At 67.6% G+C, this 17,745-nt stretch carries 17 protein-coding genes; 12 read left to right on the forward strand and 5 right to left on the reverse strand.

Going from position 1 to position 17,745, the window contains the following annotated elements; all coding sequences use genetic code 11:
• Window positions 1-71 precede the first annotated feature (71 nt).
• A complete protein-coding gene (locus WBB14_RS03235; RefSeq protein ID WP_424238546.1) occupies window positions 72-956 on the forward strand; it encodes a formylglycine-generating enzyme family protein in 885 nt (294 codons plus the stop codon).
• Window positions 957-978: 22 nt separating this feature from the next.
• Here the strand turns inward: WBB14_RS03235 and WBB14_RS03240 are convergent, their stop codons facing one another.
• Window positions 979-1,815, reverse strand: coding sequence for a Crp/Fnr family transcriptional regulator (locus tag WBB14_RS03240; RefSeq protein WP_424238547.1), 837 nt, complete (start codon window positions 1,813-1,815; stop codon window positions 979-981).
• Window positions 1,816-1,971: 156 nt separating this feature from the next.
• Here WBB14_RS03240 and nirK point away from each other — a divergent pair, with 156 nt between their 5' ends.
• The 3 genes from nirK to aceE all read left to right on the forward strand — a co-directional run bounded on the left by nirK (window position 1,972) and on the right by aceE (window position 6,331).
• Window positions 1,972-3,054, forward strand: coding sequence for a copper-containing nitrite reductase (gene nirK / locus WBB14_RS03245; RefSeq protein WP_424238548.1), 1,083 nt, complete (start codon window positions 1,972-1,974; stop codon window positions 3,052-3,054).
• Between the two features lie 129 nt (window positions 3,055-3,183).
• Window positions 3,184-3,510: a c-type cytochrome gene (locus WBB14_RS03250; protein WP_424238549.1), complete on the forward strand. Its 327-nt coding sequence runs from the start codon at window positions 3,184-3,186 to the stop codon at window positions 3,508-3,510.
• Between the two features lie 157 nt (window positions 3,511-3,667).
• Window positions 3,668-6,331 carry a pyruvate dehydrogenase (acetyl-transferring), homodimeric type gene (aceE, locus tag WBB14_RS03255; RefSeq protein WP_424238550.1) on the forward strand — a complete coding sequence of 888 codons (2,664 nt, stop codon included), beginning with the start codon at window positions 3,668-3,670 and terminating at the stop codon, window positions 6,329-6,331.
• A gap of 7 nt (window positions 6,332-6,338) precedes the next feature.
• Here aceE and WBB14_RS03260 read toward each other — a convergent pair whose 3' ends face one another.
• Window positions 6,339-6,962, reverse strand: coding sequence for a LysE family translocator (locus WBB14_RS03260; protein ID WP_424238551.1), 624 nt, complete (start codon window positions 6,960-6,962; stop codon window positions 6,339-6,341).
• 171 nt (window positions 6,963-7,133) lie between these two features.
• On the opposite strand from WBB14_RS03260, the gene gorA reads away from it, so the two are divergent.
• The gene (gene gorA, locus WBB14_RS03265) at window positions 7,134-8,492 is read left to right on the forward strand and encodes a glutathione-disulfide reductase (protein WP_424238552.1); all 1,359 of its coding nucleotides are present in this window, start codon (window positions 7,134-7,136) and stop codon (window positions 8,490-8,492) included.
• An 11-nt stretch (window positions 8,493-8,503) separates the two neighbouring features.
• On the opposite strand, the gene WBB14_RS03270 is transcribed toward gorA, so the two are convergent.
• On the reverse strand, window positions 8,504-9,319 hold the full coding sequence (locus tag WBB14_RS03270; protein ID WP_424238553.1) for a DUF72 domain-containing protein: 816 nt from the start codon (window positions 9,317-9,319) through the stop codon (window positions 8,504-8,506).
• A gap of 152 nt (window positions 9,320-9,471) precedes the next feature.
• Here WBB14_RS03270 and WBB14_RS03275 point away from each other — a divergent pair, with 152 nt between their 5' ends.
• Both WBB14_RS03275 and WBB14_RS03280 read left to right on the forward strand, forming a co-directional pair.
• A complete protein-coding gene (locus WBB14_RS03275) occupies window positions 9,472-10,104 on the forward strand; it encodes a LysE family translocator (RefSeq protein ID WP_424238554.1) in 633 nt (210 codons plus the stop codon).
• Window positions 10,104-10,400 (forward strand): hypothetical protein, encoded by a 297-nt coding sequence (locus tag WBB14_RS03280; protein ID WP_424238555.1) that lies wholly within the window; start codon window positions 10,104-10,106, stop codon window positions 10,398-10,400. Before WBB14_RS03275 ends, WBB14_RS03280 begins: the two co-directional genes overlap by 1 nt.
• Here the strand turns inward: WBB14_RS03280 and WBB14_RS03285 are convergent.
• Complete coding sequence (locus WBB14_RS03285; RefSeq protein ID WP_424238556.1) at window positions 10,335-11,333, reverse strand: LysR family transcriptional regulator; 999 nt, start codon at window positions 11,331-11,333, stop codon at window positions 10,335-10,337. The genes WBB14_RS03280 and WBB14_RS03285 overlap by 66 nt on opposite strands.
• Before the next feature lie 91 nt (window positions 11,334-11,424).
• Here WBB14_RS03285 and WBB14_RS03290 point away from each other — a divergent pair, with 91 nt between their 5' ends.
• From WBB14_RS03290 to WBB14_RS03310, 5 genes are read left to right on the forward strand one after another with little or no spacing between them, the layout of a single operon-like run.
• Window positions 11,425-12,402, forward strand: a complete 978-nt coding sequence (locus WBB14_RS03290) for a Bug family tripartite tricarboxylate transporter substrate binding protein (protein ID WP_424238557.1) — start codon at window positions 11,425-11,427, stop codon at window positions 12,400-12,402.
• A 14-nt stretch (window positions 12,403-12,416) separates the two neighbouring features.
• Entirely contained in the window at window positions 12,417-13,673 is a 1,257-nt protein-coding gene (locus tag WBB14_RS03295; protein ID WP_424238558.1) for a CaiB/BaiF CoA transferase family protein, read from the forward strand.
• A gap of 23 nt (window positions 13,674-13,696) precedes the next feature.
• The gene (locus tag WBB14_RS03300) at window positions 13,697-14,599 is read left to right on the forward strand and encodes an SDR family NAD(P)-dependent oxidoreductase (protein WP_424238559.1); all 903 of its coding nucleotides are present in this window, start codon (window positions 13,697-13,699) and stop codon (window positions 14,597-14,599) included.
• Entirely contained in the window at window positions 14,578-15,762 is a 1,185-nt protein-coding gene (locus WBB14_RS03305; RefSeq protein ID WP_424238560.1) for an acetyl-CoA C-acyltransferase family protein, read from the forward strand. The genes WBB14_RS03300 and WBB14_RS03305 overlap by 22 nt, the downstream gene beginning before the upstream one ends.
• Window positions 15,763-15,766: 4 nt before the next feature.
• Entirely contained in the window at window positions 15,767-16,258 is a 492-nt protein-coding gene (locus WBB14_RS03310) for a MaoC family dehydratase (RefSeq protein WP_424238561.1), read from the forward strand.
• On the opposite strand, the gene WBB14_RS03315 is transcribed toward WBB14_RS03310, so the two are convergent.
• Window positions 16,233-17,711 carry a PLP-dependent aminotransferase family protein gene (locus WBB14_RS03315; protein WP_424238591.1) on the reverse strand — a complete coding sequence of 493 codons (1,479 nt, stop codon included), beginning with the start codon at window positions 17,709-17,711 and terminating at the stop codon, window positions 16,233-16,235. The genes WBB14_RS03310 and WBB14_RS03315 overlap by 26 nt on opposite strands.
• Between the last annotated feature and the right edge of the window lie 34 nt (window positions 17,712-17,745).

A 17,745-nucleotide genomic window follows, 5' to 3' on the forward strand; every position in this document is an offset into this window, starting at 1 on the left:
CCGCGGGACGGCCTGGCAGGCGCCGGCCTCCTTGCGCCAGCGCAAAGAGGCCGGCCACGGCAGCAGGTCCAATGGAAGCCAGCCCGCACCCGATCGGCGCGGGCATTCCGGAGTGCCGCCGCATGCGTATCCTGCCGACCGTCATCGTTTCATTGCTGTTGACCGCTTGCGGGCCCCAGGAAGGGGCCCGTTTTGCATTGCCGGAAGTCACGCGCCTGCCGCCCGGCCAGGTGAGCTACGTGCCGCCGGGCGAGGCGCTGCGCAACGGCTATCCCGCCACGCCCGCGCCGCGCATCGCGCGCTACCCGGAGGGCCTGGCCATCATGACGCGGCAGGTCAGCCAGGCGGAGTACGCGGCTTGCGTGCGCGCTGGCGGATGCAAGGCGCCGGACCCCGCGCAGCGGCAGGCGGTTGCGCCCGACCTGCCGGCGGTGGGAATCAGCTGGACCGACGCCTCGGCCTATGCCGCATGGCTGTCCGCGCGCACGGGCCAGCGCTTCCGCCTGCCCAGCTATGCGGAGTGGGTCTATGCCGCGGGCGAAGCCTATCGCGAGGACGCCTTGCCGGCGTTGCCGGACGGCGCCGATCCCGCGCAGCGCTGGCTGGCGGAATACGAGCAGCAGAGCCGCCGCGGCGCGCAGGGCGACGACACGGTGCGGACCTTCGGCGCCTTCGGCAGCAACCGCGCAGGCTTGATGGACATGGCGGGCAGCGTGTGGGATTGGACCGACGATTGCCACGCGCGGCACGTGTTGGACGCGCTGCGGGATGATGCGCCCGCAAACGGCGCAAACGGCGCAAACGCGCAGGAAAGCCGCAATTGCGGCATACGCGTCGCCGCCGGCAGGCACATCGCCTATCTGCCCGACTTCATCCGCGACCCGAAGGGCGGGGCGTGTTCGGTGGGTGTGCCGCCCGCGAACCTGGGCTTGAGGCTGGTGCTGGAATCGGGCTAGCGCCCGTCCACGCCGGGAGCCGCTACGCGCCGGCCTCCAGGAGCGTCTGAGCGGCCGACGACTCTGCCGCATCGTCCGCGGCCGGCGATCCGTGGCGACAGGACAGGCAGGCCGAACAGTCCATGGCTGGCCCGGCGTGTTCGCCCAGCCGCGCCAGGGCGGCGGGCGAGCGCAGCACCACGCGCTTGCGGCCGGCCGAGACGATGCCGCGTTGCTTCCAGTCGCTGAGCAGCCGGCTGACCGTGTGCAAGGTGGTGCCGGTCATTTCGGCGATGTCCTGGCGAGTGATGGGAAAGCCGATGCCGATGCCGTCGTGCATGGGTTGGCCGGATTGCTGCACCAGCCTCAGGATGGCGCGCGCGACCCGCTGCTCGACTTCGTCGGTGGACAGTTCCTGGATCCGGACATGGGCGTCTTGCAGGCGTTGCCCCATGGTTTGCAGCGCGGCCGCGCCCAGCTGGGGATGGCTGGCGGTGAAGCGTTCCCAGGCCGTGGCCGGCCATGCCAGGCAAACGCTTTCCTGCACGGCCTGGACCGTGGCGGGATAGCTGGGCTGCCGCATGGCGCAAGCCAGCCCGAACATGTCGCCGGGATTCACATAGCGCACCACCACCTGTTCGCCTTCCGGCGTCAGCTGCGCCACTTTCAGGCAACCGTGCAGCAGCACGAAGAAGTGCGCGGCGGGCGCGCCCTGGCGGTATGCGAGTGCGCCGGCCTGCAGGCGGCAAGGCGTCGCGCCGCGCAGCGCCGTGTCCAGCTGCGCATCGGACAGCGGCCTGAACAGATCCAGGTTGCGGAGCAGGGCGTGGCACAGCGGCGACGACGCGGGGGGCCGCTCGGATACGTGTGGAGGGTCCATGTCCCGATGGTGACATCGTCGCTGCGCTGCCGCAATGCGCGCCGGCCTCCAGGCTGGTCCGAAGTTTGCGCTACAGCAAAGAACGCAAGAGGTGCGCGGCCTTCAATGGAACTGCCGACAGACTCGGCTTAGCAGAAACCGGAAGAGGAGTTGCACATGAACGCTTTGCGCCCCACCTTGCTTGCCATGGCTTTGATCGCAACGATGGCGGGCGGCCCAGCGGCCGCCCAGAACGCCGATCAGCTGGAACGCGCCAAGGTCGCACTGGTCGCCCCGCCCATGGTCCACCCGCATGAGCAGGTGGCGCGTTCGGGCCCGAAGGTGATCGAATTCACGATGACCATCGAGGAGAAGAAGATGGTCATCGACGACAAGGGCACGACCTTGCAGGCCATGACGTTCAACGGCTCCATGCCCGGTCCGACCCTGGTGGTGCACGAGGGCGACTATGTCGAACTGACCCTGGTCAACCCGGCCACCAACGCCATGCCGCACAATGTGGATTTCCATGCGGCCACCGGCGCGCTGGGCGGAGCCAAGCTCACCAACGTCAACCCGGGCGAACAGGCCACGCTGCGCTTCAAGGCGGATCGCAGCGGCACCTTCGTCTACCACTGTGCGCCGGAAGGCATGGTGCCCTGGCACGTGGTCGCCGGCATGAGCGGCACGCTGATGGTGCTGCCGCGCGACGGCCTGAAGGATCCTCAAGGCAAGCCGCTGCGCTACGACCGCGCCTACACGATAGGCGAGTTCGACCTGTACATCCCCAAGGACGCGAACGGCAAGTACAAGGACTACGCGACCTTGGCGGAAAGCTATGGCGACACGGTGGAAGTCATGCGCACGCTGACGCCGTCGCACATCGTCTTCAACGGCAAGGTCGGCGCCCTGACAGGCGCGAACGCGCTCACCGCCAAGGTCGGCGAGACGGTGCTGCTGATCCATTCGCAGGCCAACCGCGACACCCGCCCGCACCTGATCGGGGGGCATGGCGACTGGGTCTGGGAGACCGGCAAGTTCGCCAACCCGCCGCAGAAGGACCTGGAAACCTGGTTCATCCGAGGTGGTTCGGCGGGGGCGGCGCTCTACACCTTCAAGCAGCCGGGCGTGTACGCCTACCTGAACCACAACCTGATCGAGGCCTTCGAGTTGGGCGCGGCCGGGCATATCAAGGTCGAGGGTAAATGGAATGACGACCTGATGAAGCAGATCAAGGCGCCGGGTCCGATCCCACGCTGAGCGCAACGGCGGGATGCGCTTCTCGCGTCCCGCCTCGCGCCTTACGCCCTGCACCTCACTCCTTGCGCCTGGCGTCTTTCTCGCGTCCGTTCGCGTCGTCATCACGCCTTTCCCTTCCGGAGCCTTGCCATGTCCAAGTTTTATCGAATCGCGTTCGCCGCCGCGCTGGCCGGCCTGCCCCTCCCGCAAGCGGGCGCCGAGACGCTGGCCGCCATTAACCCGGCCGGCGAAAAACTCTACAAGTCCGCCTGTGTCGTGTGCCACGCCAACGGGGTCGCCAACGCGCCCAAGCTGGGCGACAAGCAGGCCTGGTCGCCCTTCATCGCGCAGGGCGCCGATGCGCTGCTGGCGACCGTGCTCAAGGGCAAGGGCGCGATGCCGCCGCGCGGCGGTTCGTCCGCGGACGAGTCCACGCTCAGGGCGGCGGTGGAATTCATGATGGCCGCGTCCCGCTAGCGGGCAGGTCCGCGCCTTGGTCCATAGATAGTTGCACTTGCAATTATCGAAATTCCTCCATACGATTGCAATTGCACATGATGCAATTGCAATTCACGATGCGAAATCACGACGCCCGTACATCGGGACGCCGCCTTCGCGCCACCAGGAGGACGCCATGGATACCCCGATAGAACCGACCGACGCCGATCCGCAGGAAACCCAGGAATGGCTGGAGGCCATGCAGGCCGTGCTGGCCCACGAGGGCCGGCCGCGCACCCACTACCTGCTGGATCAACTGATCGGCCAGGACCGCGCCGGCCACGGCGGCTACGCCGCGCCGAATGCCACGCCCTACGTGAACACCATCCGGCCGGCGGAGCAGGGGCTGTTTCCGGGCGACATGGGCATCGAGCTGCGGCTGGACGCCTATTTGCGCTGGAACGCCATGGCCATGGTGCTGCGCGCGGGCAAGACCTCGGGCGTGGGCGGGCACATCGCCACCTATGCCTCGGCCACCACGCTGTATGAAACCGGCTTCCGCCATTTCTTCCGCGCTGCCACCCCGGACTTCCTGGGCGACATGCTGTACATCCAGGGGCACTCCGCGCCCGGCATCTATGCGCGCGCCTACCTGGAGGGCCGCATCTCCGAGGACGAGCTCGACCGCTTCCGGCGCGAGACGGCCGGCGGCGGGCTGGCGTCCTATCCGCACCCGCGCACCATGCCCGGGTTCTGGCAGTTCCCCACGGTGTCGATGGGGCTTGGGCCGCTGATGGCCGCCTACCAGGCGCGCTACATGCGCTATCTGGAAGACCGCGAACTGATCCCCGCGCAGGGCCGCAAGGTATGGGGCTTCCTGGGCGACGGGGAACAGGACCAGCCGGAGACCTTGGCGGCGGTGGCGATGGCCGGCCGCGAAAAGCTGGACAACCTGGTCTTCGTGGTGAACTGCAATCTGCAGCGCCTGGACGGTCCGGTGCGCGGCAATGCCAAGATCATCCAGGAACTGGAAAGCGTCTACCGCGGCGCCGGCTGGAACGTCATCAAGGTGATCTGGGGCGCGGGCTGGGACGCGCTGCTGGCCCAGGACCATGACGGCCGCCTGCGCCGGCGCATGATGCAGTGCGTGGACGGCGAGTACCAAGTGTTCAAGGCGCGCGGCGGCGCCTATGTGCGCGAACATTTCTTCGGCGCGGACCCGCTGCTGCTGGAGCGCGTGGCGCACCTGAGCGACGAGGAAATCGGCGCGCTGAATCGTGGCGGCCACGATCCGGCCAAGGTCTATGCCGCCTACGCCACGGCGCTGGCCCACCGCGGCCAGCCCACCGTCATTCTGGCCAAGACCGTCAAGGGTTATGGCATGGGTGCGGCGGGCGAGGCGGCCAATACCAACCACCAGCAGAAGAAGATGGCGGATCCGGCCGTGCGCGCGTTCCGCGACCGCTTCTCCATTCCGGTGCCGGACGATCAGCTGGAACAGATTCCGTACATCAAGCCCGCGCCCGGCAGCGCCGAGCGGGCCTACTTCGATGCCGCGATCGCGCGCGCCGGCGGCCATTTGCCGCGGCGGCCGGCGGGGCCCGGTCCGCTGGCCACGCCTCCGCTGGAAGCCTTCGCCGCGCATCTGAAGGGCAGCGACGGCCGCGAGTTCTCGACCACCATGGCCTTCGTGCGGGTGCTGGCGCAACTGCTCAAGGACCCGGCCATCGGCCAGCGCGTGGTGCCCATCGTGCCCGACGAATCGCGCACCTTCGGCATGGACGGCATGTTCCGCCAGGTGGGCATCTATTCGCACGTGGGGCAGCTGTACACGCCGCAGGATGCCGACCAGTTGAGCGTCTACCGCGAAGACCGCCGCGGCCAGATCCTGCAGGAAGGCATCAACGAATCGGGCGCGATGTCTTCGTGGATCGCGGCGGCGACCGCCCACAGCACGCACGGCATCGCCACGATTCCGTTCTACATCTTCTATTCCATGTTCGGCTTCCAGCGCGTGGGCGACCTGGCCTGGGCGGCGGGCGACATCCGCGCGCGCGGCTTCCTGCTGGGCGCGACGTCTGGGCGCACCACCCTGGAGGGCGAGGGCTTGCAGCACGACGACGGCCACAGCCACGTGCTGGCCTCGGTCATTCCTTCATGCGTGGCCTACGACCCTGCCTATGCCTACGAAATCGCGGTGATCGTGCAGGACGGCATGCGCCGCATGTACCAGGAGGAAGAGGACGTCTTCTATTACTTGACGCTGCTCAACGAGAAGACCGCGCATCCGGCCATGCCGGCGGGCGCCGAAGCCGGCATCCTGCGCGGCATGTACCGCCTGCGCGACGGCGGCGACGGCGCGCTGCGGGTGCAATTGCTGGGCAGCGGCGCCATCCTGGGCGAAGTGCTGGCGGCGGCCGATTTGCTGCGGCAGGATTTCGGCGTGGCGGCCGACGTCTGGAGCGTGACCAGCTACTCGGAACTGGGCCGCGACGGCCAGGAGGCCGAACGCTGGAGCCGCCTGCATCCGCTGGAGGACAGGCGCCGCGGCTACGCGGAAACGGTTTTGGCGGACAGCGAGGGGCCGGTGGTGGCCGCCACCGACTACATGAAGACCGTGGCCGAACAGATACGGCCGTTCATGCAGGACCGCCGCTACGTCACGCTGGGCACCGACGGCTTCGGCCGCTCCGACACGCGGGCGGCCCTGCGGGCCTACTTCGAGGTCGACCGGCATCACATCGCGCTGGCGGCCCTGAAGGCGCTGGCGGACGAGGGGCTGATGCCGCACGAGTGCGCGGCGGACGCCATCGCCCGCTACGGCATTGACCCAGAGGCCGTGTCCGCGGCGCGGCCCTAGGGGCAGGCTAGACGCGCCGCGCCAGCAAGGCCCAGATCCCGGCGGCGGACAGCAGGGCGCCGCCGCCCAGGTTGAAGCCGCGCTGGGCGCGCGGCGAAGCCAGCAGGCGGCGGGCGGACCCGGCGAAGATGGCGTAGGCGGTGGCGTTGATGCCGGCGCAGGCGACGAAGGTGGCCGACAGGATCCAGAGCTGGCGCGTCACGTCGCCTGTCGGATCGATGAATTGCGGCAGGAAGGCCACGAAGAAGATGATGCCCTTGGGGTTCAGCGCCGTCACCAGATAGGTGTTGGCGAACAGCTTCCAGCGCGAACCCGACGCGGCGGCTGTGGGCAAGGCCGCGGGCGAGACCCCGGCGCGCAGCAGCTTGAAACCCAGGTACAGCAGATACAGGCCGCCCACGATCTTGACCACCGTGAACCAGAACGCCGACGTCGCCAGCAGGGCGCCCAGGCCCAGCAGCGACAGCAGCAGGGCGGTGGAGTCGCCCAGCGCCACCGCCAGCACCAGCGGCAGGCGGGCGCGCCTGCCTTGCGCGATGGAGTAGCTGATGACGGTGAGTATCGTGGGGCCGGGCAGCATCACGAGGAGGGCGGACGCGCCCAGAAAGGCCAGCCAGGTTTCAAGCGACATGGGATCTGCTCCAGGGGTGGGGCTGCGCGCGGCGGCCAGCCTGCGGCAAACTGTATAGCAATCGCGGCTGCCTGCAAACCGCGCCCGGGCGGGCAGTAACGCCGGGTGGTGTTAAATACAGCTTTCCCGGACAGTGAGCGCGGCGCCTCAAGGCGACGCGAAGGAAACACCATGGCATTCGATTTTGATCTGTTTGTGATCGGCGCGGGTTCTGGCGGCGTGCGCGCGGCGCGCTTCGCGGCCGGTTTCGGCGCGCGCGTGGCGGTGGCGGAAAGCCGCTACCTGGGCGGCACCTGCGTCAACGTGGGCTGCGTGCCCAAGAAGCTGCTGGTCTATGGCGCCCACTACAGCGAAGACTTCGAGCAGGCGCGCGGCTTCGGCTGGAACGCCGGCGAGCCCCGCTTCGACTGGCCCACGCTGATCGCGAACAAGAATCGGGAAATCGAGCGTCTTAACGGCATTTATCGCAACTTGCTGGTCAATAGCGGCGTGACCCTGCTGGAAGGCCATGCCCGCATCCTGGACCCCCATACGGTCGAGATCAACGGCAAGTCCTACAGCACCGCCAATATCCTGGTGGCGACCGGCGGCTGGCCGCAGGTGCCGGACATTCCGGGCAAGGAACACGCCACCACCTCGAACGAAGCTTTTTTCCTGAAGGAACTGCCGCGCCGCGTGCTGGTGGTGGGCGGCGGCTACATCGCGGTCGAATTCGCCTCCATTTTCAATGGCATGGGCGCGCAGACCACCCAGGTCTACCGCGGCCCGCTGTTCCTGCGCGGCTTCGACCAGGGCGTGCGCGAACATCTGCGCGACGAGCTGACGAAGAAGGGCATCGACCTGCGCTTCAACTCGGAAGTGACGCGCATCGACAAGCAGGCGGACGGCACGCTCGCCGCCACGCTCAAGGACGGCTCCGTGATCGAGGCCGACTGCGTGTTCTACGCCACCGGCCGCCGGCCCATGCTGGACAACCTGGGGCTGGAGAACACGGCGGTCAAGCTGGGCAAGGGCGGCTTCATCGAGGTGGATGAGGAGTACCGCACGGCCGAACCTTCCATTCTGGCCATCGGCGACGTGATCGGCCGGGTGCCGCTGACGCCGGTGGCGCTGGCGGAAGGCATGGCGGTGGCGCGGCGCCTGTTCCGCCCCGAGGAATACCGCAAGGTCGACTACCAGCTGATCCCGACCGCGGTGTTCAGCCTGCCCAACATCGGCACGGTGGGCATGACCACCGAAGAGGCGCGCGCGGCGGGCCACGAGGTCAAGCTGTTCGAGAGCCGCTTCCGGCCCATGAAGCTGACCCTGACCGAGTCGCAGGAAAAGACGCTGATGAAGCTGATCGTGGACGCCAAGACCGACCGCGTGCTGGGCGTGCACATGGTCGGGCCGGACGCCGGCGAGATCGTGCAGGGCATTGCGATTGCGCTGAAGGCCGGCGCGACCAAGCAGGTGTTCGACGAGACCATCGGCATCCATCCCACGGCGGCCGAAGAGTTCGTGACCCTGCGCACGCCCGTCGCCCAGTAAGGCGGGGCGCGCTACAGGCGTTCGATCATGGCGCGCGCCGCCATCGGCGCGCGTTCCTTCGCGCCATTGATGAAAAAGGCAAAGACGTCGCCTGGCTGCGCCTTCTTTTCGGGGGCGCCGGCCAGCGGCAAGTCGGCCGGGTGCATTCCGCGAGCCCAGCCGCGCAGGCGGTCCGCCCAGGCGTCCAGCGCCTTGGGCGCATAGCCGGCCTTGTAGGCCGTGCTGGCGCGCATCAGCCGCGCATACACGAAATCGGCGGTGCGGTCGGCGATGGACGGGTAGTCCTCGCTGTCCGTGTAGACCGTGGCCGCGCCGTGGCGCCGGGCCAGTTCCAGATACTCCTCGCAGGCGAAGCTGGCATGGCGCACGTCCAGCACGTGCCGCAGCTGCAGGCCGTCCACCCGGTCGGGCAGCAGCGCCAGAAAAGCGCCGAAGTCGTCCGCGTCGAATACCTTGGTGGGGGCGAACTGCCACACGATGGGGCCCAGCTTGGGACCCAGTTCGGCGATGCCGCTGTGCACGAAGCGGTGGATCGAGTCCTTGGCGCCCGCCAGTTCGCGGCGGTTGGTCGCGTAGCGCGAGGCCTTCAGCGAGAACACGAAGCCTTCGGGCGTTTCGTCTCGCCATTTGGCGAAGGTGGCCGGTTTCTGGGTGCTGTAGTAGGTGCCGTTGATCTCGATGGCGGTGAGCTGGCGGCTGGCGTATTCCAGTTCGCGCGCGTGCGGCAGGTTTTCGGGATAGAAGGCGCCGCGCCAGGGGGCGTAGGTCCAGCCGCCAATACCGACGCGGATGGCGCCGTCTTTCGGATGAGGATGAGCTTGCGGCATGTCCAGGCTCTCCAGGCGTGGGAACCGGACAACTGTATCGCCGGCGCCACTGGTCCGCAAACCCCTCCCGGAAGTTCGCTGTTCCGATACAGTTTTGCGCTAAGGTGTGGATTCACGTTTCCACTTTCCGCGCGGCCCCGCGCCGGCCCATCATGCCCGACTTTACCCATTTGATGACGTTCGCCCTGGTTGCCCTGGGCATGGTGCTCACCCCCGGGCCCAATATGATCTATCTGGTCTCCCGTTCCATCTCGCAAGGCGCGCAGGCCGGCCTGATTTCGCTGGGGGGCGTGGCGGTCGGCTTTGTTTTTTACGTGCTCTGCGCGGCTTTCGGCATCACGGCGCTGTTGATGGCGGTTCCTTTTGCCTACGACGCGCTGCGCATCGGCGGCGCGTTGTACCTGCTTTACATGGCATGGCAGGCGCTGCGTCCGGGCGGACGTTCGCCGTTCCAGGTGCGCGAGCTGCCCAAGAGCAGCCCGCGCACGCTGTTCACGATGGGCTTGGTGACCAACCTGCTCAATCCCAAGATCGCGATCATGTACGTGTCGCTGCTGCCGCAGTTCATCCAGCCCGAGCGCGGCAGCGTGTTCACGCAGTCGCTGGCGCTGGGCATGACGCAGGTCGCCATCAGCCTGACGGTCAATGCGTTGATCGCCATCATGGCCGGTTCCATTGCCGGGTTCCTGGCGGGCCGTCCCGTGTGGATGGTGGTGCAGCGCTGGCTGATGGGAACGGTGCTGGCCGGATTGGCCGTGCGCATGCTGATGGATAGCCGGCGCTGATGCAGACCGAGGACGGTTTTTTCGCTTCATTGGGCGGGATGCTGGGCGAGGCGCTGCGCAATGTCGTGGCCGGCCTGAAGTGGCTGCTGGGCGGCTTGGGCCGCGCCTTCGGCGATTTCTATTCGGGGCTGGCCGGCGCAATGGGCATGAGCCCATCGATATTCAATCTCATCCTGTTGGCGCTGGGGCTGATGTGCCTGTGGGCTGCGGTCAAGGCGCTGCTGCGCCGTTCAATCATCGGCTTCCTGTTCTGGCTGATCGTGGCGCTCCTGCTGTTGGGCGGCCTGAGCGCCTAGCGCCTCTCCCAACGCTTCCCGCAAAAGGGCGACGCGCGGATTGGATGCGCCCTTGCGGGTGATCAAGGCCACCACGCTGGCGGGCGGCTCGGGCCGCACGCGTATCTGCTTGACCCCGCCCGCGGGCGCCACGTTGCGGCGGATGAGGGCCATGTCCGGCACGATGCCGATGCCCAGGCCGCTGGCAACGAACTGAACGCCGGTCGTGGGGCTGGTTGATTCCACCACGGGCAGCGGCGCGGGCAGGCCGGCATGGGTGAAGCAGTCTTCTATCAGCTTGCGGCCCATGGATCCTTCGGCCGGCATTACCCAACGTTCCCGTGCCAGGCTGGCCCAGTCCACGCGCCGCGCGCGGACCAGCGGATGGTTCGCGGCCGCGATCACAGCGCCCCGCACTTCAAACAATTTGACGTACTGGAACGCGGCCGCCTCTGGCGCCAGCATCTGCAGCGGAAAGGTGGAAATCAGCGCGTCGATTTCGCCCTGTTCCAGGGCGTGGAGCAGGGCCGGCACCCGTTCCTCCAGCAATTGCACACGCATCGGCCTTGTATGGTTCACCAGCTTCTCGACCACGCCGCTCAGGTAGGTCTGCGCGACGAAGGGAGGCGCGCCGATCCGGATCTTTGCCGCGTAGCGATCGGCGGTCTGGGCGTCGGCGCGAAGATGGCCGAGTTCTTCGAGCAACAGGGCGGCGCCGCGCAGCACCACCTCTCCTTGCGGCGTCGGCTTCAGGCCGCGCGCGGTGCGCAGGAACAAGGCAAAGCCGAACGCACTTTCGATTTCCGTCAGCGCCTTGCTCAGGGCGGGTTGCGTCAGGTTGAGCGCCAGGCTCGCGGCCCGCAGGCTGCCCGTGCCCTGGACCACTTGCAGCATGCGCAGATGGCGAAAGCGCAGCTTGGATACCAGATGGTCAGGTTCGATTGTGGGGATCATGGGTAGAACTTAAAGTTATCGCTATATCAAAATATATCAATTTTTCTATTAGCTGCGATCACTTATCCTGCCCGCATAACAAGGAGACAACATGCAACGCCGCACTTTTTGCCTGAGCGCCCTCGGCGCCGGCATGATGTTCCGTTCCATGGCGAACGCCGCCGAGAGCTATCCGTCGCGGGCCGTCCGCGTCGTCGTCCCCTATGCCGCAGGCGGGGGACCCGACATCATGGTGCGGCAATTCGGCCCCGTGCTCGGCGCCAAGATGGGCCAGCCCATCGTGGTGGAAAACAAGGTGGGCGCAGGTGGCGTGCTGGCTGCCCAGCACGTGGCCCAGTCGGCGGCCGACGGCTATACCGTGCTGCTGGGCTCCAACTCGCACCTGATCCAGAAAGCCTTGCAGCCCAGCCTGATGTTCGACCCGGAGCATGACTTTCTTCCGGTCACGGTCATCGGCGCCTCGCCCAGCGTCCTGGTCGTCTCGGCCAAGTCGCCTTACCGAACGGCGCAAGATCTCATCGCCGCCCTGAAGGCGCGTCCGGGCAAGATGAACTACGCCTCCGGCGGCATCGGATCGGCGGCGCATCTGGGCGGCGCGACCTTCGTGACGCTGCTGGGGGCCGAAGCGACGCACGTTCCATTCAAGGGGTCGGTGGAGATCCCGACCTCGCTGCTGCGCGGCGACACGGATTTCGCCTTCGCGATTGCCGGGACCGCCGTTCCGCAGGTGCAGGGCGGCCGGCTGCGCGCGCTGGCCGTCACCAGCCGCGAGCCCATGGCGGAGCTTGCGGGCGTTCCCACGCTGCGGGAGATCCTGAGCAGCGATCTGGCGGTCCAGGAGTTCTGGTTCGGCTTTTGGCTGCCGCGCAAATCGAGCGCCGAGGTGGTCGACAAGCTCTATGGCGCGACCATCGCGTCGCTCAAGGACCCGGGTGTCAAGAGCAACTTCGAGGCCGCGGGCGTCAGCGTGATCCAAAGCGATAGCCCGGAAGCCGCCGCGTCGTTCGTGCGCAGCGAAGCCCGCAAATGGGCAGAAATCATCAAACTGACCGGCATCATCGCCGGTTGATCCGCAGGAAATCTATGGCCAAGCCTCTCGAAGGCGTACGCGTGCTCGACCTGTCGCACGTGATCGCCGGTCCTCTCGCCTCGTTCTATCTTGCGCAATTGGGCGCCGAAGTCATCAAGGTCGAGCCGCCCCTGGCGGGCGAAGTCCTGCGCTCGATGAAGAACGGCGTCGACACCGATACGCCCACCGGCTTTGCGGCCATCAACGCCGGCAAGCAATCGCTGGCGCTGGATATTCGGACCCGGCAGGGCGCGGACCTGCTGCGCTCGCTGGCCGCCTCGGCCGATGTGTTCATCGAAAACTTCAGGCCGGGCGTGGTGGCCCGTTACGGGCTGGACTACGCGTCGATCAAGGCGGTCAAGCCCGACATCGTGTATTGCTCCATTTCAGGCTTCGGCCAGCAAGGGGCCTGGTCACAGCGCGGAGCCTACGATCACGTCGTCCAGGCGATGACCGGCATGATGATGATGTCGGGCGAGGGCGATGACGCGCCGCCGCTGAAAGTGGGCTTTCCGGTGATCGACGTGGCCGTGGGCATGCTGGGCGCGCTGTCCATCGTGTCGGCGCTGCATCGCAGGCTGCGCGAGGGTGCCGGCCAGTACATCGACGCGTCCATGGTCCAGGCCTCGCTGGCGCTGATGTACACCAATACCTGCGCCTACCTGAGCGACGGCACGCCGACTCGCCGCGTCGGCAACCGGGGCTATACGGGCAGTCCTGCCGCCGACACCTACCGCTGCGCGGACGGTTGGCTGGCGGTAGCGGCGAACACGCCGGAGCAATTCCGCAGGCTGACCGCCGCCCTCGGGGTGGAGTCGCTGTGCAGCGACGCCAGGGCGTTGGATCTCGATGCCTTCAACCTGCCCAACGGATTCGTGGTGCCGAACGACCGCGAGTACGTCGTGCAACAGCTGAGAACCGCGTTCTCGACCCGCAGCGCGGCGCAACTCGAGGATATGCTCAGCCAGGCCGGGGTGCCCGCGGCCAAGGTAAGAAAGCTCGAGGAGTTCCTCGACGAGGCGGACGCCACCGGCTGCGTGAACCTGCCTGACCATCGTTTCCATCAGGGGGGACGCGAGCTGCGCACGCATGGACTGGGCTTTGCCTTCGAGCAGGACGGCGGCCCCTCCCAGGCCGGCGCTCCCGCGCTGGGCGAAGGCACGCGCGAGGTGCTCAGGCGCGTGGGCCTGGATGACGCCGCGATTGCCGAACTCGAGCGCGCCGGAGTCCTACGGACCCAGGCCGACGCGGCCCTTCCCCTGATCCCCTGAACAACCATTCATCCGGAGACTCTATGACTCAACTTTTGCAGGGCCGCGTCGCTATCGTGACCGGAGCCGGGCGTGGATTGGGCCGCGCGCATGCGCTGGAACTCGCGCAGCATGGCGCCAAGGTGCTGGTCAACGACATGGGCGCCGACCAGCCGGACTCGCCGGCCCAGGCCGTGGTGGACGCCATCCGCGCAGTCGGCGGGGATGCGTTGGCGCACGGCGCCGACGTGACCCAGCCACAGCAGGTCGAAGCAATGGTGCAAGCGGCCATCGCAAGGTGGGGGCGCGTCGACATCCTGGTCAACAACGCGGGCATCCTGCGCGACAAGACCTTCGCCAAGATGAGCCTGGAGGATTTCCGGCTCGTGGTGGAAGTCCACCTGATGGGCGCGGTGCACTGCACCCAGGCGGTGTGGAACGCCATGCGCGAGCAGAACTACGGGCGCATCGTCATGACCACCTCATCCTCGGGGCTTTACGGCAACTTCGGCCAGGCCAATTACGGCGCGGCGAAGATGGCGCTGGTCGGCTTGATGCAAACCCTCGCCCTCGAGGGGGAACGCCATGGCATTCGCGTGAATTGCCTGGCGCCGACGGCCGCCACGGCCATGACCGAAGGCCTGCTCGACGCGCAGGCGCTGGCTTTGTTGACGCCGGGCTCCGTCAGTCCCGCCTTGGTTGCCCTGGTGGCGGAAAACGCGCCGACGCGGACCATCCTGATGGCAGGCGCGGGCAGTTTCGAGCAGGCGAACATCACCATGACCCGCGGTATCTGCCTGAACGGTGCGGAGTTGTCCGCGCAGGTTCTGATCGACCGTCTGGACGAGGTTGCCGACCGTGCGGAGGAAACCGTTCCCGCTACCGGCTTCGACCAGTTGCGCCACGAAATCGCCAAGGCCCACGCATGCGAAACCGAGAAGTTGTAGTTCTGGCGGGCGTGCGCACGCCCATCGGCAGTTACGGCAAGAGCCTGAAGGACGTCCCGCCCACGACGCTGGCCGCCGAGGTGTTGAAGGCCGCCGTGGCGCGCGCGGGCCTCGCGCCTGCGCAGGTGGAGCACGTCTGCTTCGGCCAGGTCATCGCCACCGAAGCGCGCGACCTGTACCTGTCCCGGGTAGCGGCGATCGAGGGCGGCTGCGCCGACAGCACGCCGGCATACAACGTCAACCGCCTGTGCGGCTCGGGATTGCAGGCGGTCGTTTCCGCGGCGCAGTCCATCCTGCTTGGCGACTGCAAGATTGCGGTGGCGGGCGGCGCCGAGAGCATGTCGCGCGCGCCCTACGCCAGTTCGGCGCTGCGCTTTGGCGCACGCATGGGCGACGCGCCGATGGCGGATATGCTGCTAGGCGCCTTGCATGATCCGTTCCATCGCATCCATATGGGAGTCACGGCGGAAAACGTCGCCAAGCGCTACGGCATCACGCGTGACGCGCAGGATGCGCTTGCGTTGGAGAGCCATCGCCGCGCCGCGCGGGCCATTGCCGAGGGCCGTTTCGACGCGCAACTCGTGGCCATCACGACGACCGGCCGCAAGCCCATCGTGTTCACGCGGGACGAGCACGTCCGCGGCGATATCGCGCCGTCGGACCTTGCCGGCCTCAAGCCCGTATTCACTGCCGAGGATGGCACGGTCACGGCGGGCAATTCGTCCGGCATCAATGACGGCGCGGCCGCGCTGGTGCTGATGGAGCGCGCGGAGGCGCTAGCCCGCGGCGCGCGCCCCATGGCCCGCCTGCTTGCCTATGCCCATGCCGGCGTGGACCCGCGGTACATGGGCATGGGCCCGGTTCCCGCCGTGCGCGCCGCCCTGGCCAAGGCGGGCCTGTCTGCCGCCGACATGGATGTGATCGAGTCCAACGAGGCCTTTGCGGCGCAGGCCTGCGCCGTGACGCGCGAACTCGATCTGGATCCGGCCAAGGTCAATCCCAATGGCTCGGGCATCGCCTTGGGGCATCCGGTGGGCGCTACCGGCGCAGTCATCGCCGTCAAGGCCTTGCATGAACTCGAGCGCATGGGCGGGCGGTACGCGCTGGTCACCATGTGCATAGGCGGCGGGCAGGGCATAGCCGCAATCTTTGAACGCATTTGAAGCCATGACACGCGCCCCTGTTTCATCTCCTCTGTCGTTCGACTCCGTCCAGTCGCTGCTGGACGTCGTGGGGCGGTCTCCCATTGTTTCCGAGGCGGTACTGATCGATCAGGACATGATCGACCAGTTCGCGCAGGTCACGCTCGACAGGCAGTGGATCCACGTGGACCGGGTGCGCGCGCAAGCGGAATCCCCCTACGGCGACACCATCGCGCATGGCTTCCTGGCGCTGTCCCTGTTGACGCATTGGCAGACCAGCTGTATCGCCTTTCCGGGCGCGGCGATGTTGCTGAACTATGGCTTTGACAAGGTTCGCTTTACTGCGCCCGTGGTTTCCGGTGCGCGCGTGGCTGCCAGCTTTTCCTTGGCGCAGGTCGTGGAGACTGGCCCGGGCGCAGCCCGCTGCGCTTGGAAGGTCGCGATCCAGGCTGAGGGGGCGCCCAGGCCGTCGGTGCATGCCGACTGGCTGATCATGGTGCGCTACGGGGGCGCTTGAGTCCCTGCGCCACGTCGCGGAGCCTGCGCACCAGGCCCGCGAACCGCTCAGCTCCCGTATTGCCGTAGCCGATCACCAGGCCGTTGTCCTCCACTCGCGGCGTTACCGCAAATGATGACAGCGCGCCCGGGTTCATGCCGATTTTGCGCACCTGCTGCACGATCTCCTTGTCCGGATACTGTTGCGGCAGCCGCACCGTCAGGTGCAGGCCGGAATGTCCGCCCAACACCTCGTGTTCGATCCCCAGATGCGCCGCCAGCGCTTCGCGCAGCGCTCCCTGGCGTTCTCGGTACAGGCGGCGCATGCGGCCCAGGTGGCGCGAGAACTGGCCGTTTTCGATGAAGGCGGCCATGGTCAGCTGTTCCAGCCGATGGCCGCCGCGCAGCATCTCGATGATGGAGGGCATCGCCTGCGCGGCGATGGCTTCGGGCAGCACCAGGAAACCCAGGCGCAGCGCCGGGAACATGGTCTTGCTGAACGTGCCCACGTAGAGCACCGGCGCGTCTTCGACCAGGCCCTGCATCGCGGCGATGGGTTCTCCCTGGTGGCGGAATTCGCTGTCGTAGTCGTCTTCGATGATCCAGGCGCCGGCCTGGCGGGCGCGCTCGATCAGGCCCAGGCGGCGCGGCAGGGACAGCACCGCGCCGGTGGGGTACTGGTGCGACGGCGTGGTCTGGATGAGGCGGGGCGCGCGTTCCTGCCAGGCGCTTTCGGGGATCACGATGCCGTCCGCGTCCACGCGCATCGCCACCACATCCAGGTCGCCGGCGTGGAAGGCGGATTTGGCGCCGCGGTAGCCGGGGTCTTCCAGCCAGGCGGTGTCGCCGGGGTTGGTCAGCAACTGCACGCAGAGCGCCAGCGCGCCCTGGGCGCCTTCGGTGATGACGATGCGCGAGGCGTCGCAGCGCACGCCGCGCGACACCCGCAGGTATTGGGCGATGGCTTCGCGCAAGGCGGGCTCGCCCACGGGATGGCCATAGCCGAGCGCGGTGGCCGGGGCGGCTTGCAGGGCGCGGTCCTGCGCGCGGCGCCAGGCGTTGATGGGGAACTGCGTCAGCGCCGGCGTGCCGGGTGTCATGGGCAGCGAGCCGTCGTGGGCGTAGCGCGTGGAGACGATGCGCGTCAGCCGCTTGGCCGTGAGCGTAGGCTGTGCGGCGGGCGGGGCCGCGCGCTTGGCGGCGAGGGCGGCGGCAGCCGACAGGGGCGCGACCCGCGTGCCCTGGCGATCGGCGATCACATAGCCTTCGGCGGTGAGCTGTTCGTAGGCGATCAGCACCGTGTTGCGCGAGATGTCCAGGTCCTCGGACAGGGCGCGCGACGAGGGCAGCTTGCCGCCCGCGGGCAGTTGGCCTGCCAGGATGGCCTGCTTGAGGCGCTGGATCAGTTGGCGTTGGCGCGGCAGGGCGCCGGGGCCGCGCGTGAGCGGGCTGGAAAGCAGGGCGGCGGGGTTCATCATGGCCCTATTAAAATACGGGATCGTGGTGCTT

Origin of the sequence: Achromobacter sp. (assembly GCF_049647645.1) — a bacterium.
GTDB lineage: Bacteria > Pseudomonadota > Gammaproteobacteria > Burkholderiales > Burkholderiaceae_B > Achromobacter.